Genomic DNA, 22,453 nt, shown 5'->3' with positions numbered 1-22,453 from the left:
CAGCCGGAAAAATCACGGCTGATCAGACCTGTAGTTTTAGCTCCCCGGAGGTTACCCAACAAACGACCTTTAAGAGAGATATCATTCCGTTTATTCATGCTGCGAATTGCTGGTAAGAAAGAAACAAGAAAAAGGACTACCCATGCTGAATAAACGTTACCTGCCGTCGATCACAGCACTGCAGTGTTTCGAGGCCGTGACCCGGCATTTGAGCTTCACCCGGGCCGCCGAAGAGCTGAACCTGACCCAGAGCGCGGTCAGTAAACAGGTCGCGCAACTTGAAGAATTGTTGCAGCACTTGTTGTTCCGCCGTGTGCGCCGACGCCTGCAAATGACTCCGGCCGGTGATTTGTACTTGGTGGAAGTACGAAAAATCCTCACTCAGGTCGAGATGTCGACCCATTACCTGCGTTCCTACGGCGGTGAAACTGAAGTCTTGCGCGTCTCTACCCCACCGACCTTCGGTGCACGCTGGCTGGTGCCCCGCCTGAAAGGCTGGCGCCTGCGCCATCCGTCGATCCATCTGGACCTGTGCAGCGAACAGGAAGCCGACGATTTGTTGCAAGGTCGCAGCGATCTGGCGTTCTACTTCGGCCAAGGCTCACGGCCCGGCACCGAATGCCTGAAGCTGTTCGGCGAGGAACTGGTGCCGGTTTGCGCACCGGGCAGCCTCCCCGACAAGCCGTTCACTGACCCGACGCAACTCACCGACCTGGTCCTGCTGCAAAACGCTTCCCGCCCGCAGGCCTGGCACGACTGGTTCGACAGTCAGGGCTACCACACCGAGCACAGCTACCACGGCCCGCGCTTTGAAACCTTTTACATGTGCATCCGCGCCGCCCAGGTCGGCTGCGGTGTAGCGCTGCTGCCAAGGTTTCTGGTGGAAGAGGAATTGGCCGACGGCAAATTGGTCATCCCCTGGAAACACGCGATGCCGAGCACGGATGCCTATTACCTGGCGTATCCCGAGCATTCGGCGGAAGTGCCCAAGGTGCGCGATTTTGTGAAATGGATGCTGGAGCAGATTGATAGCCCGGACGGGGCACAAATCTAAAGTTTCACTCAAACCCTGTGGGAGCGAGCCTGCTCGCGAAAGCGGTCTGTCAGTCATGCAGATGTTGAATGTGCCGACGCTTTCGCGAGCAGGCTCGCTCCCACAGGGATCTGCGTTGTCCAAAAAATCGCTGGCAATCCCTGCCACTGATATGCGCCACTACCCCCATTCAATGCGGAGATCCCCGTTATGAGCGAGAGCGTGTTTGGCGATCGCATCGTGCAGAACCTGCTCGACACCGACTTCTACAAACTGACGATGATGCAGGCGGTGCTGCACAACTACCCGAACGTCGAAGTCGAATGGGAGTTTCGTTGCCGCAACAGTGAAGATTTGCGCCCCTACCTGGCCGAGATCCGTTTCCAGATCGAGCGTCTTGCCGAGTTGAGCCTGAGCCCTGATCAATTGGGTTTTCTGGAGCGCATCAGTTTTCTGAAGCCGGATTTCCTGCGGTTTCTCGGGTTGTTCCGCTTCAACCTGCGCTACATCCACACCGGCATCGAAAACGGCGAGTTGTTCATCCGCCTGCGCGGGCCGTGGCTGCATGTGATTCTGTTCGAAGTGCCGCTGCTGGCGATTGTCAGTGAAGTGCGCAACCGCTATCGCTACCGGGAAATCGTCCTGGAACAGGCGCGCGAACAGTTGTACCGCAAATTCGACTGGCTGGCCGCCAACGCCAGCAGCGACGAATTGTCCGAGTTGCAGGTCGCCGATTTCGGCACACGTCGTCGCTTTTCGTACCGCGTACAGGAAGAAGTGGTGAACGTGCTCAAGCACGACTTCCCCGGGCGCTTCGTCGGCACCAGCAACGTCCACCTGTCCCGGGAACTGGACATGAAACCGCTGGGCACCATGGCCCACGAATGGATCATGGCCCACCAGCAACTGGGGCCGCGGCTGATCGACAGTCAAATTGCCGCGCTCGACTGCTGGGTGCGCGAGTACCGTGGCCTGCTGGGGATTGCCCTGACTGACTGCATCACCATGGATGCGTTCCTCGGTGATTTCGATCTGTTTTTCGCCAAGCTTTTCGACGGCCTGCGCCACGATTCGGGTGATCCGGTGGTATGGGCGGAAAAGGCCATCGCCCACTATCACAAACTCGGCATCGACCCGATGAGCAAGACGCTGACATTCTCCGACAGCCTGACGCTGCCCAAGGCGCAGGAGATATTCCGCGCGCTGCGGGGCCGGATCAATGTCAGCTTTGGCATCGGCACTCACCTGACCTGTGATATTCCGGGTGTCGAACCGATGAGCATCGTGCTTAAAATGACGGCCTGCAACGGCCAGCCCGTGGCAAAGATTTCTGATGAGCCTGGCAAGACTCACTGTAAAGACCCGAATTTCGTCGCCTATTTGCGACACGTGTTCAAAGTACCTGCCGCCCTTTCAAGCACATCTAGCAAGGAGTGAATTCATGCAAGCCGTACAGCGTGAGATTGCTGAGCAGCTCAATGTTCAACCACCGTTTGCCGACGAAGCCGCCCTTGAGGCAGAAGTCGCCCGGCGGGTGAGTTTCATTCAGGATTGCCTGGTCAATTCCGGGCTCAAGACCCTGGTGCTGGGCATCAGCGGTGGCGTCGACTCCCTGACCGCCGGCCTGCTGGCCCAACGCGCGATGCGCGAACTGCGTCAGCGCACCGGCGACAAGAGTTACAAATTCATCGCCGTGCGTTTGCCATATGAGACTCAGTTCGATGAACACGACGCTCAGGCCTCGGTGGATTTCATCGCCCCGGACGAACGCCACACCGTGAACATCGGTCCGGCGGTCAAATCCCTGGCCAATGAAGTCGCGGCCTTCGAAGGCAAGCACGCGGTCTCGGTGGATTTCGTGCTTGGCAACACCAAGGCGCGCATGCGCATGGTCGCTCAGTACACCATCGCCGGCGCGGCCCATGGCCTGGTGATCGGCACCGACCATGCGGCGGAAGCGGTGATGGGTTTCTTCACCAAGTTCGGTGATGGCGCCTGCGACCTGGCACCGTTGAGTGGGCTGGTGAAGAATCAGGTTCGCAATATTGCTCGCAGCTTTGGTGCGCCGGAATCGCTGGTGGAGAAAATCCCTACAGCTGATCTGGAAGACCTGTCGCCGGGCAAGCCGGACGAAGCGTCCCACGGCGTGACCTATGCCGAGATTGATGCGTTCCTGCACGGTGAGCCGGTGCGTGAGGAAGCGTTCAAGATCATTTGCGAGACTTACAAGAAGACGCATCACAAGCGGGTGATGCCGTTTGCGCCTTGAGTCTGTGGCGCCAGTGATGACGCCTTCGCAAGCAGGCTCACTCCCACAGGTATTGCGCTGCCCTTGTGGGAGCGAGCCTGCTCGCGAAGAACGATGACCCGGTCAAATGCCGGGCACAAAAAAAGCGTCCCACGTGGACGCTTTTTTTATGAGCTCGATTTACTTCAGCGTTACGGTGCCTTTCATCATCGAGATGTGGCCTGGGAACGAGCAGAAGAAGCCGTAGCTTTCGCCCGCCGCCAGCTTCGACACGTCGAAGGTCACCGAATCCGTTTCGCCAGCACCAATGATTTTGGTGTGGGCGATGATGCGCTCGTCACCTTCTTTCAGGTAGTTCTTGTCGATACCGGCAGCCAGGCCGTCGGTGGCGATCGGCTGCATGTCAGCTGTTTTACTCAGCACCCAGTTATGGCCCATCACGTTCTTCGGCAGGCTGCCGGAGTGTTTCAGATCCACGGTGAACGTCTTGCAGCTCTTGTCGATGCTGATGCCCTTGGTATCGAAGGACATCTGGTCCGTGGAGTCGACGGTGACCTTGCATTCAGCAGCCATCAATTGACTGCTGGCCAGTGTCAGCAGGGATACCGCAACAAGTTTGGCAAACATGGTGAATCTCCAAGGCAGGGTTAACGAAAAGTGCGAATGGACAGAAGACTGCCTGAAAACTTCGCAAGTTCCTATGACTTGAATCAAAAATTGTATACAACTTTAGCGCTATGACACCTATCGAAACAATCTACCAGCCAGGCGTCTGGCCCGGCCCTATCATCAGGCCATCGTCCTCTACCTGGAGCGCCTGTCATGTCCTTGAATAGCCTGTTGTGCAGTTTGCTTGCCGCCTACGCCTGTGGTGCCAGCGGCACCTATGAAACACCTCGGCGCGAGGTTTAACCCTTGGAGCGTAGCTGACCTGCCTTTACTCTGTGGTCATCCCGACCCTGGAGAAACGCATGTCTTTGAAGTCTGTTTGTGTATTTTGCGGCGCCAGCACCGGCACCCACCCCGCCTATCGTGAAGCGGCGGTTGCCTTGGGACGCGCCTTGGCCAAACGCAATCTGACCCTGGTCTATGGCGGCGGCGCCGTCGGCCTGATGGGGATTGTGGCCGATGCGGCACTCGCGGCCGGCGGTGAAGTGATCGGGATCATCCCGCAAAGCCTCAAGGACAAGGAAATCGGCCACAGCGGCCTGACGCGCCTGGAAGTGGTCGACGGCATGCATGCGCGCAAGGCGCGGATGGCTGAACTCAGCGACGCGTTTATCGCGCTGCCCGGTGGCCTCGGCACGCTGGAAGAACTGTTCGAAGTCTGGACCTGGGGCCAGCTCGGCTATCACGGCAAGCCGCTCGGCCTGCTGGAAGTGAACGGTTTCTACAGCAAATTGACCGGTTTTCTTGATCATATCGTCGGCGAAGGCTTCGTTCGCGCACCGCACCGTGACATGCTGCAAGTGAGCGAATCACCGCAAACCCTGCTCGATGCCCTGGACGCCTGGCAACCGTCGGTCCTGCCAAAATGGACCGATCAAAAACCCAGCTAACGGCTCGGCACCGATACAGGGCAGAATATGCGCCGCTCAACCTCACCTTCGACCCCAGAGGATCGCCCATGGCTAAACCTAATTATTCCTTCGCCAAACGTCAGAGAGACTTGGCCAAGGAGCAGAAGAAAGAGGAAAAGCTTCAGCGCAAGAAAGCTACAGCTGAAGAAGAAGCAGCAGCACTGAACCCGGATGCCGAAGGCGAAGTGGCTACAGACGAAACTGAAGCACCGAAAGATCAGGCGCCCGACGCCTGAGACCCTCAGGGCCGGATGATCTGATCAGGCCCACCGGATCTGTGTCCAGGGTCAGCAGTTACTTTTGCTGACCCTCACAGTCCCCTCTGAAATACCCCAATCCCAAGAACACACTCCTACAGGGGATTTGCGTTAATCCAGTGGCATCACGGTGACGCGCACTTCCGGGTCATGAGTACCGCCCCCCAGAATCACCCCACGCAACGGCGAGACATCGGAGAAATCCCGGCCCCAGGCCAGAGTGATGTGCTCAAGTGCCGGCTGAACGTTGTTGGTCGGGTCGAAATCGACCCAGCCCAGCACCGGGCAAAACACCGAGACCCAGGCGTGGGACGCATCCGCGCCGATCAATCGCGGCTGGCCGGGCGGTGGCTGAGTCAGCAGGTAACCACTGATATAGCGCGCCGCCAGACCCCGGGAACGCACGCACGCGAGCATCAGGTGGGCGAAGTCCTGACAGACCCCGCGTCGGCGCTCCAGCACTTCCACCAACGGCGTCGCCACTTGGGTCGCTTCGGCGTCGAAGGTGAATTCGCTGAAGATTTTCTCCATCAGTGCCTGCACACCCCACAGCAACGGCCGCCCCGCCGGAAAACAGCTCTCGGAGAACTCGACAAAATTGCGCTTCAAATGCACGTAAGGCGATTCGAACCGATAACGACAGGCTTCCAGTATGTCGGGTGACAGCGGCTGGCTGCTGTAGGTCAACGCATGGCGGGTGTCTTCCCAGGGCGGCGACTGATTGAAGTCGAGCTCGGGTCGGGGCAAGACCTCCACTGTCAGGCTGGCATTGACCAGCAATTCATCGTGCGGACGCTCAAAGGCCAGGCGTGTGAGCGGATTGCCAAACACATCCAGCTCATCCCGGCGCGTGGTCGGGTCGGGACTGATCTGCAATTGCCTGGCCGTGCAACGCTGCCAGGCGCAGGGCCGTGGCCAGAGATGCGCGAGTTGCTGGGCCAATGAGACCGGGCTGTCATAGTGATAATGGGTGTCGTGGAAAATCTGGTAGTGGGCACTCATCAGACGGACACCGTACGCTGGCTGACATCATCAACATGGGCGAAATGGCGCAGGGCCAGGCGATCCGACACTTGGCCACTGGCGTCGGCAATCTCTTGCAGCATATCGGCCAGCCCATCGAGCGCAGCGCGAACGCTGGCTTCGCCGAACAAGGCGTTTTCCAGGCAGCCCAGATCGAACTGTGCCAGCCGCTCCACCAACCGCGGCAAACCGGCTTCGCGTGGCACGCCAAAGTCGTCATTCAAGCGTTTCAGGGTCCGCGTCACCAGCTTCAACTGGAACAGCACGGCGTGAGGGTTCTGCTCATCGAGCAGCAACAAATCGAGCACCGGCAGCAATTGCGCCACCGCCAGATACCGCGAACGGTAGGTGATGCTGCTGTTGCCCAACTCCAGCAGCCATTCCAGCCCGGCCTGGTCGAAGGCCCCAGCCCCGCGTAGAAACGCGGCCAGACTGGCGCTAAGAAATTGCAGGCGCTCGATCCGTCGTCCAATCATCAGGAAACGCCAGCCTTCGTCGCGAGTCATGTCGTCCAGGGCGAAACCTGACAGCGCCGCCAGCGACATTACCAGGCGGTTGAGGAAATCCAGTAGCTCGCCAAAGTCAGGCTCTTCGGTTTCCAGTTCCATGGCCTCGCGCTGCAACTCCACCAGCGCCTGCCAGTTTTCCCGCGAGAGTTTGCCGCGCACTTGCGAGGCCGCCCACTGCAAGCGTTGCAGGTTGGAGCGCAGGCTGAATGGCCAATCGTCACCGAGCAAGGCGGCCAACAAACGCTCCGGCAACTCGCCTTCATCGGGCAACAGGTTCAGCCGTTCACCGAGATCTACGGCGGCCTGCAAGGCCTGTGGATCATCGCCGTCCACGTAGCGCGCCAGCATGATCCGCAGCAGTCGCGCGCTGTCATCGCAACGCTCGCAATAGCGGCCGAACCAGAACAGGTTTTCCACCACCCGCGAAGGCAGATAAGGGTCTCGCCTTACCAGGTCATGCACACCAATCGTACGCTGGGTTTTCCATTGCTCGCCGCTGGGCGGACGATCCCCCAGTACCCACGTGTCCTTGCTTGCACCGCCGCGCTGCATCGACACCACTTCGGCGTCTGCCTCTGCCGCCACGCGGGTCAGGCCGCCCGGTAAAACCCGGTAGCCGTCATGGCTGGCCACGGCGTAGACGCGCATACCGATGGCCCTCGGTTGCAATTGACCGTCCTCGGCCTGCCAGATCGGCGCCTGGGACAGTTGGGCCATTTCTTGCGCCACATAGGCATAAGGCCGTGCCTGCATGCGCTCGGCCAGGACCTGACGCTGTTTTTCACTCAGATCACGGCCAAACACAGGCGCGAAGCTTTGTGACGGGAAGGCCGGTTTTATCAACAATTCCGGCAGTTTTTCCAGCGCCTGAGCCAGCACAGGCGCCTCGCCGCACCACCAGGTCGCGATGGACGGCAGGATCAGTTCTTCGCCGAACAGGAACTGGTTGATCTTCGGCAGAAAGCCCAGCAGTCCCGGCGACTCCAGCACGCCGCTGCCAAGGGCATTGGCCACCAATACCCGTCCCCGTCGCACGGCTTCGAGCAGCCCCGGCACGCCCAGTGCCGAATCAGTGCGCAGTTCCAGCGGATCGCAGAAGTCATCGTCGAGCCGACGCATGATCGCGTGGACCCGGCGCAAGCCGCTCAGGGTTTTCAGGTAGACCGTGGCATCGCGCACCGTGAGGTCGCCGCCCTCCACCAGCGGGTAACCGAGCTGTCGCGCCAGGTACAGGTGTTCGAAATAGCTTTCGTTGAAGCGTCCCGGCGTCAGCAACACGATCAGCGGCGCTTCGTCATCGCGAGGCGCTTGCCGAGCCAGGGTTTCCTGAAGCGTGCGGAAGAACCCGGCCAGATGCTGCACTTTCAAATCGCGATACAGCTCGGGAAATGCCCGGGACACGATAGTGCGGTTTTCCAGGGCGTAACCGGCACCGGACGGCGCTTGAGTCCGGTCTGCGGTGACCCACCAGCGGCCATCGGGCGTGCGCGCCAGGTCGACGGCGTACAGATGCAGAAAAGCCCCGTCGGGCGGCGCAATACCCTGACAGGGCCAGAGGAAGTTGTTGTGACCGAACACCAGTTCTGCCGGCAACAGACCTTCGGCGATCAAGCGTTGCGGGCCGTACAGGTCCGCCAGCACCGCGTTCAACAGGCGCGCCCGTTGAGCGATCCCTGCCGATAACTGCGCCCATTCATCCGCCGCAATCACATGCGGCAACAGATCCAGCTCCCACGGTCGGTCCGCGCCTTTGGGATCGGCATAAACGTTGTAGGTCACGCCGTTTTCCTGGATCTGCCGGGTCAGCAAGGCCTGACGCTGCACCAATTGCGCAGGCGTGCTGCGTTGCAATTGGTCGATCAGCCGACGCCAGTGCGGGCGTACAGCGCCGCTGTCGTCGAGCAGTTCGTGATAAGTGCCCGCCGTCAGCGGGTAGCGGTCAAGCAGGTCAGGCATGGAAAGCTCGGCAGACAGCAAAGAACGGTCAGACTAACGCACGCTCATGACACCCGGATAGACGAAAAATCCGAGCGTCGCGTACGACTTAGAAGCGTCGTAAATCGAGCGTCATCGGCAGCTCGTCGTTGATTTCCACAGTCGGCACCGGCAGTTTCCCCGGCGTATGGCCGATGCGGAAAAACCGCGCCATTCGCCGGCTCTCGGCCTCATTGGCGTTCACCGGCAAGCTGTCGTAGTTGCGCCCGCCCGGATGGGCCACGTGGTACTGGCAGCCGCCCAGCGAACGTTGCATCCAGGTGTCGAGCAGATCGAACACCAGCGGCGCATGGACCGGGATGGTCGGTTGCAAACAGTTGGCCGGTTGCCAGGCGCGAAAACGCACGCCGGCGACAAACTCGCCAACCCGGCCGGTGGGTTGCAACGGCACCGGAATGCCATTGCAGGTCAGCAGGTAACGTTGCGGTGGCAGGCCGGTGAGCTTGACTTGCAAGCGCTCCAGCGACGAGTCCACATAGCGCACCGTACCGCCGACCGCGCCCTCCTCGCCCAGCACATGCCACGGCTCCAGCGCCTGACGCAGTTGCAGTTCGATGCCGCTGACCGCGTAATCACCGACCTTGGGAAAACGGAACTCCAGATGCGCGGCAAACCACTCGGCCCGCACCGGATAACCAGCCGCATTCAGGTCGACAATGACGTCAGCGAAATCCTGTTCGATAAAGTGCGGCAACAGGAACCGGTCGTGCAGCTCCGTGCCCCAGCGCGCCAGCTTCGGCGGCGCATACGGCTCACGCCAGAACCGTGCGACCAGCGCTCGCAGCAACAATTGCTGAGCCAGGCTCATGCGCGCGTGCGGTGGCATTTCAAACGCACGCAATTCCAGCAAGCCAAGGCGTCCGGTCGCACCGTCCGGCGAATAGAGTTTGTCGATACAGAATTCGGCGCGGTGGGTGTTGCCGGTCACGTCGATCAGCAGGTTGCGCAGCAGCCGATCCACCAGCCATGGCGCGCACTCCTCGCCCGGTGCAGGCATTTGGGCGAAGGCGATTTCCAGTTCATACAGCGCATCGTTGCGCGCTTCATCGACACGCGGCGCCTGAGACGTCGGGCCGATGAACAATCCGGAAAACAGGTAAGACAGCGACGGGTGGTTATGCCAGTAGCTGATCAGGCTGCGCAGCAGGTCGGGACGGCGCAGAAACGGCGAGTCGGCCGGGGTCGCGCCGCCGAGCACGAAGTGGTTACCGCCACCGGTGCCGGTGTGCCGGCCGTCGATCATGAATTTTTCGGTGGTCAGTCGGGTCTGGCGCGCTTCTTCGTACAGAAACTCGGTGCGTTCGACCAACTCGTCCCAGGTCGCGGACGGCTGAACGTTGACCTCGATCACGCCCGGGTCTGGGGTGATGCGGAAGTTGCTCAGGCGCGGATCGCTTGGCGGTTCATAGCCTTCCAGCAACACCGGGCAATGCAGTTCTTCGGCAGTGGCCTCGATGGCGGTGACCAGTTCCAGATAGTCCTCGACCCGCTCCAGTGGCGGCATGAACAAGTACAACCGCCCTTCCCGGGCTTCGGCGCAGAACGCCGTGCGCGTCAGCCAGTCGGCGGACTCGTCGATTTTCGGCTCGCGCTCAACCGCTTCCGCCGGCGTGCCCGGACTGTTCAACGCCATGGTGTCGGGAAGCGCGGGGAATGCCTGATTCGGGTCGTTGGGGTGAATGAACGGATACTCGGCCGCTTTCACCCAAGGCTGCGAGCCGAGCGGCAGGCGATAACCCAGCGGCGAATCCCCCGGCACCAGCCGGCAATGCTCGTCACGCAGATACCAGCGACCGCTTTGCCATTGATCACCCTTGGCGGTGCGCGCCAAAGGCAGGACCTGGCCGATGACTTTATCCAGTCCCTGGCTGAAGACTTTACGCAGACGTGCACGCTCCAGCGGCTCTTCCAGTCGTGAATCTTCGGCGCTGACGTTCTGCGGCAATGTGCCTTCGCGCCAGAGGTAATAGAAATTGTCTTCGTAGGCAGGGAACACGAAGCGTGTCGGAATTTTCAGTCGTTCGGCGACACTCGCCAGAAACCGACCGGCCAGTGCGCCATCGGCGCCGTAGTCTTCCTGCTCATCGGCGATCAGCCCGCTGTTGTGCCAGATCGGCACGCCGTCGCGGCGCCAATAGCAATTCAATGACCAACGCGGCAGCTGCTCACCGGGGTACCACTTGCCCTGGCCGAAGTGCACGAGGCCCTTGAGGGCGTAGTGTTTGCGCATGCGCTGGAACAGTTCGGCGGAGAGTCGACGCTTGTCCGGCCCGAGCGCCGCGGTGTTCCACTCGGCACCGTCCGGGTCATCGATGGAAACAAAGGTCGGCTCGCCGCCCATGGTCAGGCGCACATCGTCTTCCAGCAGGTCGGCATCGATCTGCCGGCCCAGCGCCTGGATCGCCAGCCATTGATCGTCGGTGTAAGGCTTGGTGACGCGAGGGGCCTCCCAAATCCGTTCCACGGACATTTCGTGGGTGAACTCGCACTCGCACGGCTCCACCAGGCCACTGATCGGCGCCGCAGAGCCCGGATCGGGGCTGCACGCCAACGGAATGTGGCCTTCGCCGGCAAACAGCCCTGAGGTCGCGTCCAGGCCGATCCAGCCGGCACCGGGCAAATAGACTTCGCACCAGGCATGCAGGTCGGTGAAATCCACGTCAGTGCCGGACGGACCGTCGAGGCTTTTGACGTCGGCGGTCAGCTGAATCAGGTAACCGGAGACGAAGCGCGCGGCCAGGCCGAGATTGCGCAGCAGTTGCACCAGCAACCACGCCGAGTCGCGGCAGGAACCGGACGCGTGTTCGAGGGTGTGCTCAGGGGTCTGTACGCCCGGTTCCATGCGGATCAGGTAACCGATGTCTTCGCTCAGGCGCTGGTTGAGCGCAACGAGGAAATCCACGCTGGGCAGCGGCGTGCGATCGATGCCGTCCAGATAGGCCTTGAACTTCGGCGTCAGGGGCAGGGTTTCCAGGTACGGCGCCAATTCCTTGCGCTCGTCGGCGGCGTAGGCAAACGGGATTTTTTCCGCGTAGGGCTCAAGGAAGAAATCGAAGGGATTGAAGACCGCCATTTCTGCGAGCAGATCGACTTCGATCCGCAGCTCATCGGTTTTCTCCGGAAACACCAACCGCGCCAGGTAATTGCCCTGCGGGTCTTGTTGCCAGTTGATGAAGTGCTGCTCGGGCGAGACTTTCAGCGCATAGGACAGTATCCGCGTGCGACTGTGGGCGGCCGGGCGCAGGCGAACGATCTGCGGACCGAGCTCGACGGCGCGGTCGTAGCGGTAATGCGTGACGTGGTGCAATGCGACATGAATCGACACGGCGTGCCTCCTGCGAGCCCTAAGCGTTATCGAAAGCGCGCAAGACTTATGCCATCGCGGCATCGCTGGCGCTTTCTCCATTTGCTTGAGGCAGTACAGCACCAAAATCGGGCGATGCGGGAAATTGGTTGGGGGCAGTTGCACGCAAATGTTGCGAGCGGCGGGCTTCAGTCGGGTTTTGTTGCGGCGGGACTGGCCCCTTCGCGAGCAGGCTCGCTCCCACAGGGGATCTGCGGTGAGCTGCAATTTCACTGAAAAAACATGATCCCACTGTGGGAGCGAGCCTGCTCGCGAAAGGGCCAGTTGCCCCAAATCAACTTCCGGCCCGGCGCCGCGTTTTCTGTGGCTCAGAAACGCAAAACGCCAACCCGAAGGTTGGCGTTCTGTTCAGCTCTAGCGAGGTTTAGCGCGGTACAACCGGCTTACGAGCAGGCTTAGGGCCCTTGCCTTTCGCCGCGTCCTTGCGCTCCTTGGCCGCCTGCTGGTTGCGGGCGAACGCCGCCGCCTTGGCCTGTTCACGCTTGTCCCACGGGTTGCCGCCATCACTGGCACGCGGTGGCAGGCCGGTATGCTGGGTCAGGATCTTGGTGGTCTTTTCCCCTGCAACCTTGTGACTGCCGGCCGGTGTCGAGTTCTTGCGACGGGCACTCTGGTAGCTGTCGGTCGCCGGCTGATGCAGCGGGATCAACTGGTTCTTGCCCGGCCCGATCAGGTCGGCGCGGCCCATGCGGGTCAGCGCTTCACGCAGCATCGGCCAGCCTTTCGGGTCGTGATAACGCAAGAACGCCTTGTGCAGGCGACGCTGCTCTTCGCTCTTGACGATGGTCACGGCGTCGCTCTTGTAAGTGACCTTGCGCAGCGGGTTCTTGCCCGAGTGGTACATCGCGGTGGCGGTGGCCATGGGCGACGGGTAGAACGCCTGCACCTGGTCGGCACGGAAGCCGTTGCCCTTGAGCCACAGGGCCAGGTTCATCATGTCTTCGTCGGTGGTGCCCGGGTGGGCGGCGATGAAGTACGGAATCAGGTACTGCTCTTTCCCGGCTTCCTTGGAGTACTTCTCGAACATGCGCTTGAACTTGTCATAGCTGCCGATGCCCGGTTTCATCATCTGGTTGAGCGGACCTTCCTCGGTGTGTTCCGGGGCGATCTTCAGGTAACCACCGACATGGTGGGTCACCAGCTCTTTGACATACTCCGGCGACTCGACCGCGAGGTCATAGCGCAGGCCGGAAGCGATCAGAATCTTCTTCACGCCCGGCAAGGCACGGGCGCTGCGGTACAGCTGAATCAGCGACGAGTGGTCGGTGTTCAGGTTCGGGCAGATGCCAGGGAACACGCACGACGGCTTGCGGCACGCGGATTCGATTTCCGGGCTCTTGCAGGCGATGCGATACATGTTCGCGGTCGGGCCGCCGAGGTCGGAGATGACGCCGGTGAAACCAGGCACCTTGTCGCGGATCTCTTCGATTTCGCGAATGATCGACTCTTCGGAACGGTTCTGGATGATCCGGCCTTCGTGCTCGGTGATCGAGCAGAAGGTGCAGCCGCCGAAGCAGCCACGCATGATGTTCACCGAGAAGCGGATCATGTCGTAGGCCGGGATCTTTTCCTTGCCGTACGCCGGGTGCGGAATGCGCGCATACGGCATGCCGAACACGTAGTCCATTTCTTCAGTGGTCATCGGAATCGGCGGCGGGTTGAACCAGACGTCGACTTCGCCGTGCTTCTGCACCAGCGCACGGGCGTTGCCCGGGTTGGTTTCAAGGTGAAGCACGCGGTTGGCGTGGGCGTACAGAACGGCGTCGCCACGGACTTTTTCTACCGACGGCAGACGAATCACCGTCTTGTCGCGGGTCATTTTCGGGCTGGCCAGGATCTGCACGACCTTGGCTTCAGTCGGATCTTCAACCGGACCTTTTTCCTGCTCGATGGCGCAGGCCTGGGTGTCCTGGGTGTTCACGTACGGGTTGATGATCTTGTCGACCTTGCCCGGACGGTCGATACGCGTGGAATCGACTTCGTACCAGTCTTTGGGCGTATCACGACGGATAAACGCGGTGCCGCGCACGTCGGTGATGTCTTCGATCTTGTGACCGTAGGACAGACGCTGGGCGACTTCGACGATCGCACGCTCGGCGTTGCCGTAGAGCAGGATGTCGGCGCAGGCGTCGATCAGGATCGAGTTGCGCACCCGGTCCTGCCAGTAATCGTAGTGGGCGATGCGGCGCAGGGAAGCTTCGATGCCACCGAGCACGATCGGCACGTGATTGTAGGCTTCCTTGCAGCGCTGGCTGTAAACCAGGCTCGCACGGTCCGGCCGCTTGCCCGCCAGGCCGCCGGGGGTGTAGGCGTCGTCGGAACGGATTTTCTTGTCGGCGGTGTAGCGGTTGATCATCGAGTCCATGTTGCCGGCCGCGACACCGAAGAACAGGTTCGGCTCGCCGAGCTTCATGAAGTCGTCTTTGGACTGCCAGTTCGGCTGGGCAATGATCCCGACGCGGAAGCCTTGCGACTCCAGCAGCCGGCCGATGATCGCCATGCCGAACGACGGATGGTCAACGTATGCATCACCGGTGACGATGATGATGTCGCATGAATCCCAGCCAAGCTGATCCATCTCCTCCCTGCTCATCGGCAGGAATGGCGCTGGACCGAAACATTCGGCCCAGTACTTGGGATAGTCAAATAACGGCTTGGCTGTTTGCATGACGATGACCGGTGTTGAGATGAAAAATCGCGGGCGCGGAATATAGCACAAAAAATAACCAATTCCGACGGCTATGGTCGGAAATTGCGCTGGCGCTTATTTGAAGATCTGAAGGCAGCATAGGCTTTTGTGGCGAGGGAGCTTGCTCCCGCTGGGCTGCGAAGCGGCCCCAAAATCTGGTGAGTGCTGCGCACTCAAGCGGGAGCAAGCTCCCTCGCCACAAAAGCTCGCTCCCACATTTGTTATTCGTCGTCGAAGTTGTAGCTGCCCGGCGCGAGGTTTTCGAAACGGGTGTACTTGCCGATGAACGCCAGTCGTGACGTACCGATCGGACCGTTCCGCTGTTTACCGATGATGATTTCGGCGATGCCTTTATGCTCGGTTTCCGGGTGATAAACCTCGTCCCGGTACACGAACATGATCACGTCAGCATCCTGCTCGATCGCTCCGGATTCCCGGAGGTCGGAGTTGATCGGGCGTTTGTTCGGTCGTTGCTCCAGGGAGCGGTTGAGCTGGGACAACGCCACCACCGGGCAGTTGAATTCCTTGGCCAGGGCTTTCAAGGAACGGGAGATCTCGGAAATCTCGTTGGTCCGGTTGTCGCCGCCGGAGCCCGGAATCTGCATCAATTGCAGGTAGTCGATCATGATCAGGGCAACATCGCCGTGCTCACGCACCAGGCGACGGGTCCGCGCACGCATCTCCGACGGGCTGATACCGGCCGTATCGTCGATGAACAGCTTGCGGTCGTTGAGCAGGTTGACCGCCGAAGTCAGGCGCGGCCAATCGTCGTCGTCGAGGCGACCGGCACGGACCTTGGTCTGGTCGATACGGCCCAGGGACGACAACATACGCATGATCAGCGATTCGCCTGGCATCTCCAGCGAGTAAACCAGGACGCACTTGTCGCTGCGCAACACGGCGTTTTCCACCAGGTTCATCGCAAAGGTGGTTTTACCCATGGACGGACGGCCGGCGACGATGATCAAGTCGGACGGCTGCAGGCCGCTGGTCTTCTCGTCGAGGTCGGTGTAGCCAGTGGACAGGCCGGTGATGGCGTTGTCGGTGTTGAACAGGGTGTCGATGCGGTCGATAGCTTTGGTCAGCAGGTCGTTCACGCTCACCGGGCCGCCGGTTTTTGGCCGGGCCTCGGCGATCTGGAAGATCTGCCGTTCAGCTTCGTCGAGAATTTCTTCAGCCGTACGGCCTTCCGGGTTGAAGGCGCTGTCGGCAATCTCGGTGGCGATGCCGATCAGCTGACGCAACGTGGCCCGCGCACGAACGATCTGTGCATATGCCTTGATGTTGGCGACGGACGGCGTGTTTTTCGCCAGTTCGCCAAGGTAACCGAGACCGCCGACTTGCGAGGTCTGACCTTCCTTGTCCAATTGCTCGGCAAGGGTCACGACGTCGATCGGGGAGTTCTGGTCGGCGAGCTTGGCGATCGCGCGGAAGATCAGGCGGTGGTCATGTCGATAGAAATCGCCATCCGACACTTGATCGAGCACGCGTTCCCAGGCGTTGTTGTCCAGCATCAAACCACCGAGCACGGCCTGTTCGGCCTCGATGGAGTGCGGCGGCACCTTCAGGGAAGCGGTTTGCAGATCGTATTGCTCGGGTGCGGAGATATCGTTCATGGCCACTTGAATTGAGTGTGTGAAAATCAGGAACTGCAGAAAGACAAAGGGCACGACCTGTAAACAGGATCGTGCCCGATGTTACCGGCAAGCACCCGAGGGTGCCAGCCGACAAGTACTACTTAAGCTGCTACCACGACAACGCGTACGGTGGCTTCAACTTCAGCGTGCAGGTGCACGGCTACGTCGAATTCGCCTACGTTGCGGATGGTGCCGTTCGGCAGACGAACTTCGCTTTTTGCAACTTCAACGCCAGAGGCGGTCAGTGCATCAGCGATGTCGTGGGTGCCGATCGAACCGAACAGCTTGCCTTCGTCACCGGCGGTGGCAGTGATAGTCACTTCCAGCTCAGCCAGTTGGGCGGCACGGCTTTCAGCCGAAGTTTTACGGTCTGCTGCGGCTTTTTCCAGCTCAGCGCGACGCTCTTCGAACGCAGCCAGGTTGGCAGCGGTCGCAGCGGTAGCTTTGCCGTAAGGCAGCAGGTAGTTACGACCGTAACCAGCCTTAACGTTCACTTTGTCACCCAGGTTGCCCAGGTTGGTGACTTTTTCCAGAAGGATCAGTTGCATGTGAAAATCCTCTTAACTTTTAACCTTCACCGTTCGCGTTATCGGCATCTTTCGGTGCCGAACGACCGCGAAAATCAATCAGGCTGTCGACGATGGCCAAGACCACCAGCAACGGATAGATCAGCTGCATGAACAGCAACAGCGTGACGTACAACCCCACCAGCCAGAATCTGGCCAGTCGCTTTTGCGCCACCAGCCCGTGAATCAGGGCCAGCCCGGCGAACACCAGCGGTACGCTGCACAACGGCGTTAACATGGCCATCTGCGGACCGATGTTCGGCCCCAGAAGCATGCACGCCAGCAGCAACATCGCCGGCAAAAACGGGAATCGGATGGCGCGAAACTCGCGACCAAAACCACCCGGGTTGTACAACAACGCCTGCCAGTAGCGCCCGACAAGCAGGCTCAGCACACTGACGATTTGCAACAAGGCCGCAATCAGGCCGGTCAGGACCGGTGCAATCAGGGACGCAAAATGCGCTTGCTCGTCTACCGACAACTTCTCGTAGACATCACCGAGTAGCGACGGCATGACTTTTATCAAAGCCTGCGCCAGCATCTCGATTTGGGGACCAAACGTCGCCCCCAGCACCACCGAAAACACCACTCCCATCGCTATGCTGACCAGCAGCACGCGGTCCCAGGATTCGCTTGCGCGCAAAACCAACGCAAGGCTCGAAGAACCCAGCAGCACCAGAAGTGCCCGAGGGTCATCCGAGTAAAGCCACCAGATCAACGCCGGCAGCATTCCCAGGGCAAGAACGCCAAGGGCGTCCTTCAATCCGCGCCGCAGAAGCACAAGGCATCCCGCGGCAGCACCCAACCAATACAACAACGGCAATGTTACGCATCCAGCCACTACGAGAGTGGCCTGCATGCGGCCGCGCATGATGAACTCAGCTATGGCGCGCATGCATTCAATCCTTTGCTACGTGTCGACTGCCCGGTCTCAGCGGCCGTGGCTGTCGGTGTAGGCCAGCAGGGCCAGGAAGCGGGCGCGCTTGATAGCGGTGGCCAGCTGACGCTGATAACGTGCTTTGGTACCGGTGATGCGGCTTGGAACGATTTTGCCGGTCTCGGATACATAAGCTTTCAGAGTGTTGAGATCTTTGTAATCGATCTCTTTCACGTCTTCAGCGGTGAAGCGGCAGAATTTACGACGACGGAAGAAACGTGCCATTTGATAGGCTCCTTAAAAGGTCCGTGGATTACTCGTCAGCGTTATCGCTGTTGTCGCTGTCATCACTATCAGCGCTTTCAGCGCCTTCGTGCTCAGGACGGTCGCGACGCTCACGGCGCTCACTGCGGTTTTCTTCAGCCTTGAGCATCTCGGATTGGCCGGTAACGGCTTCTTCGCGACGGATGACCAGGTTACGGATCACTGCATCGTTGTAGCGGAAGTTGTCTTCCAGCTCGGCCAGGGCCTTGCCAGTGCACTCAACGTTCAGCATCACGTAGTGAGCCTTGTGAACATTGTTGATTGCGTAGGCCAGTTGACGACGGCCCCAATCTTCCAGACGGTGGATTTTGCCGCCGTCTTCTTCGATCAGCTTGGTGTAACGCTCTACCATGCCGCCGACTTGCTCGCTTTGATCCGGGTGGACCAAAAAGATGATTTCGTAATGACGCATGAATGCTCCTTACGGGTTGTAGCCTGCCGCTCAAAAGCGGTCAGACAAGGAGTGAATGACACTTATGGACTTGCTTGCGATAGACACATGCGTGCCTGCCGTCACAGCAAGGGGCGCAATTGTAGAGAAGGGACAGGAGAGGTGCAAGGCAATTGGTGATTATTTGAACAATCACCGATCTTCCCCAGACACAAACCACTGTGGGAGCGAGCCTGCTCGCGAAGGGGGCATAACATTCAACATTGATGCTGAATGTTACTCCGCTTTCGCGAGCAGGCTCGCTCCCACAGGGATTACAACCGGCTTAAGACTTTTTGCCGCCCGCCGCAGCTTTGACGCTGCGCTGGCGCTGGGCTTCGAACAGGCAGACGCCGGTCGCCACGGAGACGTTGAGACTGCTGACGCTGCCAGTCATCGGCAAGTGCACCAGGTAATCACAAAGATCGCGGGTCAGGCGACGCATGCCGCTGCCTTCCGCACCCATGATCAGGATGGTCGGGCCGGTCATGTCTTGCTGATACAGGCTCTGCTCAGCCTCGCCCGCCGTACCGACAACCCACAAGCCACGCTGCTTGAGCTTTTCCAGGGTGCGCGCCAGATTGGTCACGGCGACCAACGGAATCACTTCCGCCGCGCCACAGGCCACTTTACGAACCGTCGGGGTCAGCGTCGCTGATTTGTCCTTGGGCACGATCACCGCCAGCGCACCGGCCGCATCGGCCGAACGCAGGCAAGCGCCGAGGTTGTGCGGATCGGTCACGCCGTCGAGCACCAGCAACAGCGGTGCGCCTTCGCTGCGATCGAGCAACTCGTCCAGCATCGCCTCGCCCCAGACCTGGCTCGGACTCACGTCCGCCACCACGCCCTGGTGCACGCCATCAACCCAAGCGTCGAGTTCGCGACGCTCAGCGTTGCCGACGGGCACGCGATTTTCATTCGCTAGCGCGATCAGCGCCTGTACACGCGGCTCGCTGCGGCCTTCAGCCAGCCAGATCTGCTTGACGCGTTTCGGGTGGTGGCGTAGCAATGCTTCTACCGCGTGCACGCCGTAGATCTTTTCCAACTGACTCATGGTTTAGCCTTAGGTTTACGCGCCCCGCCGCTTCTTCCGGCTGGAGCAGCGCCCGCTTTTGGCGGGCCTTTACGATGTTTGCTCGGTTTTGCTGGCTTGCCGCCGGGGGCCTTGTCAGGCGCCGACCGTCCGGTCTTTCCCCCAGACGCCGCTTTACCGCCGCTTTTCGCTTCAGACAGCAACGCCTGCTTCATTTCACGGCTTTTACGCAGTTCGGCGTTTTTCGCCGCGGCATCGCTTGGGCGATAGGCTTCGACAGCCTTTTCCTTGGCAGGACGACGACCGGTTTTTGCCGGCGCCGGTTCTGCGGCAGTTTTAGCAGCCGGAGCGGTTGTTTCGGTTCCGCGCTTCTTGCGGCCAATTGGCGCGCTGATGGTTTTTTCAGCCATCTCGAAGTCGATCTTGCGCTCGTCGAGGTCAACGCGCATGACGCGCACTTCAACGGTGTCGCCCAGACGGAAGCTGCGACCGGTACGTTCACCCGCCAAGCGGTGGTGAACCGGATCGAAGTGGTAGTAATCGCCCGGCAGCGCGGTGACGTGCACCAGGCCTTCGACGTAGATATCGGTCAACTCGACGAACAGGCCAAAACCGGTCACGGCGGTGATCACACCCGGGAACGACTCGCCCACGCGGTCTTTCATGAACTCGCACTTGAGCCAGTTCACGACGTCGCGGGTCGCTTCGTCGGCACGACGCTCGCTCATCGAGCACTGCTCGCCGAGCTGCTCCAGCGCCGCTTCGTCGTACGGATAGATCCGCGCTTTCGGAATGGTCATCGCGCCAGCACGACGAACGTGCGGGGTGTCCTGCTTGGAATGGATCACGCTGCGGATCGCCCGGTGCGTGAGCAAGTCCGGGTAGCGGCGGATCGGCGAGGTGAAGTGGGTATAGGCTTCGTAATTCAGGCCGAAGTGGCCCTGGTTATCAGCGCTGTACACCGCCTGGCTCAACGAACGCAGCATGACGGTCTGGATCAGGTGGAAATCCGGACGGTCCTTGATGCTTGCCAGCAAGGCCTGGTAATCCTTCGGCGACGGGCCGTCCTTGCCTTTGTGCAGGGACAGGCCGAGCTCGCCGAGGAAGGCGCGCAGTTTTTCCAGACGCTCCGGTGGCGGACCATCGTGAACGCGATACAACGCAGGAATTTCGTGCTTTTTCAGGAATTCAGCGGTGGCCACGTTGGCCGCCAGCATACATTCCTCGATCAGCTTGTGCGCATCGTTACGAACGGTCGGACGGATTTCGGCAATCTTGCGCTCGGTCCCGAAGATGATCCGGGTTTCCTGCGTTTCGAAATCGATCGCGCCACGCACGTGACGAGCGGCCAGCAGCACTTTGTACAGTGCATACAGCTGCTTGAGGTGAGGCAGAACGTCGTTGTACTCGCCGCGAAGCTGACGCGCTTCGGTGAGTTTCGGCGTTTCCAGCATCGCGCTGACCTTGTTGTAGGTCAGGCGGGCGTGGGAGTGAATCACCGCTTCATAGAAGCAGTAGTCGGTCATTTCGCCGGACTTGGAGATGGTCATCTCGCAAACCATGGCCAGACGGTCGACGTGCGGGTTCAGCGAGCACAGGCCGTTGGACAGCTGCTCAGGCAGCATCGGCACGACGCGCTCGGGGAAGTACACCGAGTTGCCGCGAACCTGGGATTCGTTGTCCAGGGCCGAACCGATCTTCACGTAGCTGGAAACGTCGGCAATCGCCACGTACAACTTCCAGCCGCCGGAGAACAGGCGCAGCTTGCCCGGCTTGGATTCGCAGTAAACCGCGTCATCGAAGTCGCGCGCATCTTCACCGTCGATGGTCACGAACGGCAGATGACGCAGGTCGATGCGCTTCTCTTTGTCTTTCTCTTCGACTTCCGGCTTGAGCTTGGCGGCTTCTTTCAAGACCGCTTCAGGCCAGACATGAGGAATGTCGTAGGTGCGCAGGGCGACATCGATTTCCATGCCCGGCGCCATGTAGTTACCCACGACCTCGACCACGTCGCCTTGCGGCTGGAAGCGTGGTGTCGGCCAGTGAGTGATCTTCACTTCAACGAATTGGCCGACCTGGGCGTTGGCATTGCGACCCGGCGTGACCAGCACTTCTTGCTGGATCTTCGGGTTGTCCGCAACGACGAAGCCAATGCCGCCTTCTTCGAAGTAGCGACCGACGATGGTTTCGTGAGCACGGGACACCACTTCGACAATCATGCCTTCACGGCGACCGCGACGGTCGAGGCCGGATACGCGGGCCAGCGCACGGTCGCCGTCGAAGACCAGGCGCATTTGCGCCGGGCTCATGAACAGGTCGTCACTGCCGTCATCCGGGACCAGGAAGCCGAAGCCGTCACGGTGACCGCTGATGCGGCCCAGGATCAGGTCGAGCTTGTCCACCGGCGCATAAGTGCCGCGACGGGTATAGATGAGTTGAGCGTCGCGCTCCATGGCGCGCAGGCGGCGACGCAGGGCTTCGATCTGGTCTTCTGTGGTCAGACCAAACTCTTCGACCAGTTGCTCGCGGTTAGCAGGCGAACCTCGATCAGCAAGGTGCTGAAGGATCAGTTCGCGGCTAGGAATAGGGTTTTCATATTTTTCCGCTTCACGAGCGGCCTCGGGATCGAGGGACTGCCAATCGGCCATTAGAGAGTTTTCACCTTGTCTATATGCGGGTTAGTTTGGCATAGGCGTAATGAAACGGGAAATTTCAAGCTATGACAGCCCTTCTAAAGCCCTTTATCGACATCGCAACGCTGATTTGAAGACCACTGGTAAAATTTTCCAGGTTTTTTTGATGTCGGGGGTTTACAGTTAAAAAGACGCTCCGTATAGTGCGCGCCATCGACGACGCAGACGCGTTGCCGATACTGCCCAGATGGTGAA

The 22,453-nt window shown here is 60.1% G+C and carries 17 protein-coding genes; 5 read left to right on the top strand and 12 right to left on the bottom strand.

All coding sequences use genetic code 11. The annotated features are described in order from the left end of the window. Window positions 1–142 precede the first annotated feature (142 nt). The 3 genes from AC07N8_RS13895 to nadE all read left to right on the top strand — a co-directional run bounded on the left by AC07N8_RS13895 (window position 143) and on the right by nadE (window position 3,302). Entirely contained in the window at window positions 143–1,054 is a 912-nt protein-coding gene (locus AC07N8_RS13895) for a LysR family transcriptional regulator (protein ID WP_027921965.1), read from the top strand. A 189-nt stretch (window positions 1,055–1,243) separates the two neighbouring features. Further along, complete coding sequence (pncB, locus tag AC07N8_RS13890) at window positions 1,244–2,470, top strand: nicotinate phosphoribosyltransferase (protein ID WP_493144078.1); 1,227 nt, start codon at window positions 1,244–1,246, stop codon at window positions 2,468–2,470. Window positions 2,471–2,474: 4 nt separating this feature from the next. Then, window positions 2,475–3,302: an NAD(+) synthase gene (gene nadE, locus AC07N8_RS13885; protein WP_493144076.1), complete on the top strand. Its 828-nt coding sequence runs from the start codon at window positions 2,475–2,477 to the stop codon at window positions 3,300–3,302. A 159-nt stretch (window positions 3,303–3,461) separates the two neighbouring features. On the opposite strand, the gene azu is transcribed toward nadE, so the two are convergent. Next, entirely contained in the window at window positions 3,462–3,908 is a 447-nt protein-coding gene (azu, locus tag AC07N8_RS13880; RefSeq protein WP_493144074.1) for an azurin, read from the bottom strand. A gap of 344 nt (window positions 3,909–4,252) precedes the next feature. Here azu and AC07N8_RS13875 point away from each other — a divergent pair, with 344 nt between their 5' ends. After that, window positions 4,253–4,840: a cytokinin riboside 5'-monophosphate phosphoribohydrolase gene (locus tag AC07N8_RS13875; RefSeq protein ID WP_123435902.1), complete on the top strand. Its 588-nt coding sequence runs from the start codon at window positions 4,253–4,255 to the stop codon at window positions 4,838–4,840. 68 nt (window positions 4,841–4,908) lie between these two features. Then, complete coding sequence (locus tag AC07N8_RS13870; protein ID WP_007947526.1) at window positions 4,909–5,097, top strand: hypothetical protein; 189 nt, start codon at window positions 4,909–4,911, stop codon at window positions 5,095–5,097. A 132-nt stretch (window positions 5,098–5,229) separates the two neighbouring features. On the opposite strand, the gene AC07N8_RS13865 is transcribed toward AC07N8_RS13870, so the two are convergent. From AC07N8_RS13865 to rnr, 11 genes are all read right to left on the bottom strand, one after another. Beyond that, window positions 5,230–6,120, bottom strand: coding sequence for a transglutaminase family protein (locus AC07N8_RS13865; protein ID WP_493144072.1), 891 nt, complete (start codon window positions 6,118–6,120; stop codon window positions 5,230–5,232). Continuing rightward, window positions 6,120–8,606, bottom strand: coding sequence for a circularly permuted type 2 ATP-grasp protein (locus AC07N8_RS13860; RefSeq protein WP_493144070.1), 2,487 nt, complete (start codon window positions 8,604–8,606; stop codon window positions 6,120–6,122). Before AC07N8_RS13860 ends, AC07N8_RS13865 begins: the two co-directional genes overlap by 1 nt. Before the next feature lie 88 nt (window positions 8,607–8,694). Next, the gene (locus AC07N8_RS13855) at window positions 8,695–11,970 is read right to left on the bottom strand and encodes a transglutaminase family protein (RefSeq protein WP_493144067.1); all 3,276 of its coding nucleotides are present in this window, start codon (window positions 11,968–11,970) and stop codon (window positions 8,695–8,697) included. Between the two features lie 403 nt (window positions 11,971–12,373). After that, a complete protein-coding gene (locus tag AC07N8_RS13850; protein WP_123435898.1) occupies window positions 12,374–14,677 on the bottom strand; it encodes a YgiQ family radical SAM protein in 2,304 nt (767 codons plus the stop codon). Window positions 14,678–14,919: 242 nt separating this feature from the next. Then, window positions 14,920–16,314 carry a replicative DNA helicase gene (gene dnaB / locus AC07N8_RS13845; protein WP_007947521.1) on the bottom strand — a complete coding sequence of 465 codons (1,395 nt, stop codon included), beginning with the start codon at window positions 16,312–16,314 and terminating at the stop codon, window positions 14,920–14,922. A gap of 122 nt (window positions 16,315–16,436) precedes the next feature. Continuing rightward, on the bottom strand, window positions 16,437–16,883 hold the full coding sequence (gene rplI, locus AC07N8_RS13840) for a 50S ribosomal protein L9 (RefSeq protein ID WP_003197251.1): 447 nt from the start codon (window positions 16,881–16,883) through the stop codon (window positions 16,437–16,439). Window positions 16,884–16,902: 19 nt separating this feature from the next. Beyond that, on the bottom strand, window positions 16,903–17,796 hold the full coding sequence (locus AC07N8_RS13835; protein ID WP_027921974.1) for a YybS family protein: 894 nt from the start codon (window positions 17,794–17,796) through the stop codon (window positions 16,903–16,905). Between the two features lie 36 nt (window positions 17,797–17,832). Then, the gene (gene rpsR / locus AC07N8_RS13830) at window positions 17,833–18,063 is read right to left on the bottom strand and encodes a 30S ribosomal protein S18 (RefSeq protein ID WP_002551829.1); all 231 of its coding nucleotides are present in this window, start codon (window positions 18,061–18,063) and stop codon (window positions 17,833–17,835) included. A gap of 28 nt (window positions 18,064–18,091) precedes the next feature. Continuing rightward, on the bottom strand, window positions 18,092–18,514 hold the full coding sequence (rpsF, locus tag AC07N8_RS13825) for a 30S ribosomal protein S6 (protein ID WP_003217491.1): 423 nt from the start codon (window positions 18,512–18,514) through the stop codon (window positions 18,092–18,094). A gap of 304 nt (window positions 18,515–18,818) precedes the next feature. After that, on the bottom strand, window positions 18,819–19,586 hold the full coding sequence (gene rlmB / locus AC07N8_RS13820; protein WP_322270397.1) for a 23S rRNA (guanosine(2251)-2'-O)-methyltransferase RlmB: 768 nt from the start codon (window positions 19,584–19,586) through the stop codon (window positions 18,819–18,821). Further along, window positions 19,583–22,213, bottom strand: a complete 2,631-nt coding sequence (gene rnr / locus AC07N8_RS13815) for a ribonuclease R (protein WP_493144065.1) — start codon at window positions 22,211–22,213, stop codon at window positions 19,583–19,585. The genes rlmB and rnr overlap by 4 nt, the downstream gene beginning before the upstream one ends. Window positions 22,214–22,453 lie beyond the last annotated feature (240 nt).

Source organism: Pseudomonas sp. GW821-FHT10C09, from assembly GCF_059415465.1.
Note: the sequence above shows the minus strand (reverse complement) of the source record. Positions and strands in the feature narration are given on the sequence as shown.

What these genes read in the sequence shown, in the direction of transcription:
- nadE (WP_493144076.1), top strand. Translation starts at nt 2,475, where the DNA reads ATGCAAGCCGTACAGCGTGAGATTGCTGAGCAGCTCAATGTTCAACCA.
- AC07N8_RS13835 (WP_027921974.1), bottom strand. Translation starts at nt 17,796, where the DNA reads ATGCGCGCCATAGCTGAGTTCATCATGCGCGGCCGCATGCAGGCCACT.
- AC07N8_RS13875 (WP_123435902.1), top strand. Translation starts at nt 4,253, where the DNA reads ATGTCTTTGAAGTCTGTTTGTGTATTTTGCGGCGCCAGCACCGGCACC.
- AC07N8_RS13860 (WP_493144070.1), bottom strand. Translation starts at nt 8,606, where the DNA reads ATGCCTGACCTGCTTGACCGCTACCCGCTGACGGCGGGCACTTATCAC.
- pncB (WP_493144078.1), top strand. Translation starts at nt 1,244, where the DNA reads ATGAGCGAGAGCGTGTTTGGCGATCGCATCGTGCAGAACCTGCTCGAC.
- rpsF (WP_003217491.1), bottom strand. Translation starts at nt 18,514, where the DNA reads ATGCGTCATTACGAAATCATCTTTTTGGTCCACCCGGATCAAAGCGAG.
- AC07N8_RS13870 (WP_007947526.1), top strand. Translation starts at nt 4,909, where the DNA reads ATGGCTAAACCTAATTATTCCTTCGCCAAACGTCAGAGAGACTTGGCC.
- dnaB (WP_007947521.1), bottom strand. Translation starts at nt 16,314, where the DNA reads ATGAACGATATCTCCGCACCCGAGCAATACGATCTGCAAACCGCTTCC.
- rpsR (WP_002551829.1), bottom strand. Translation starts at nt 18,063, where the DNA reads ATGGCACGTTTCTTCCGTCGTCGTAAATTCTGCCGCTTCACCGCTGAA.
- AC07N8_RS13895 (WP_027921965.1), top strand. Translation starts at nt 143, where the DNA reads ATGCTGAATAAACGTTACCTGCCGTCGATCACAGCACTGCAGTGTTTC.
- rnr (WP_493144065.1), bottom strand. Translation starts at nt 22,213, where the DNA reads ATGGCCGATTGGCAGTCCCTCGATCCCGAGGCCGCTCGTGAAGCGGAA.
- azu (WP_493144074.1), bottom strand. Translation starts at nt 3,908, where the DNA reads ATGTTTGCCAAACTTGTTGCGGTATCCCTGCTGACACTGGCCAGCAGT.
- AC07N8_RS13865 (WP_493144072.1), bottom strand. Translation starts at nt 6,120, where the DNA reads ATGAGTGCCCACTACCAGATTTTCCACGACACCCATTATCACTATGAC.
- rplI (WP_003197251.1), bottom strand. Translation starts at nt 16,883, where the DNA reads ATGCAACTGATCCTTCTGGAAAAAGTCACCAACCTGGGCAACCTGGGT.
- rlmB (WP_322270397.1), bottom strand. Translation starts at nt 19,586, where the DNA reads ATGAGTCAGTTGGAAAAGATCTACGGCGTGCACGCGGTAGAAGCATTG.
- AC07N8_RS13850 (WP_123435898.1), bottom strand. Translation starts at nt 14,677, where the DNA reads ATGCAAACAGCCAAGCCGTTATTTGACTATCCCAAGTACTGGGCCGAA.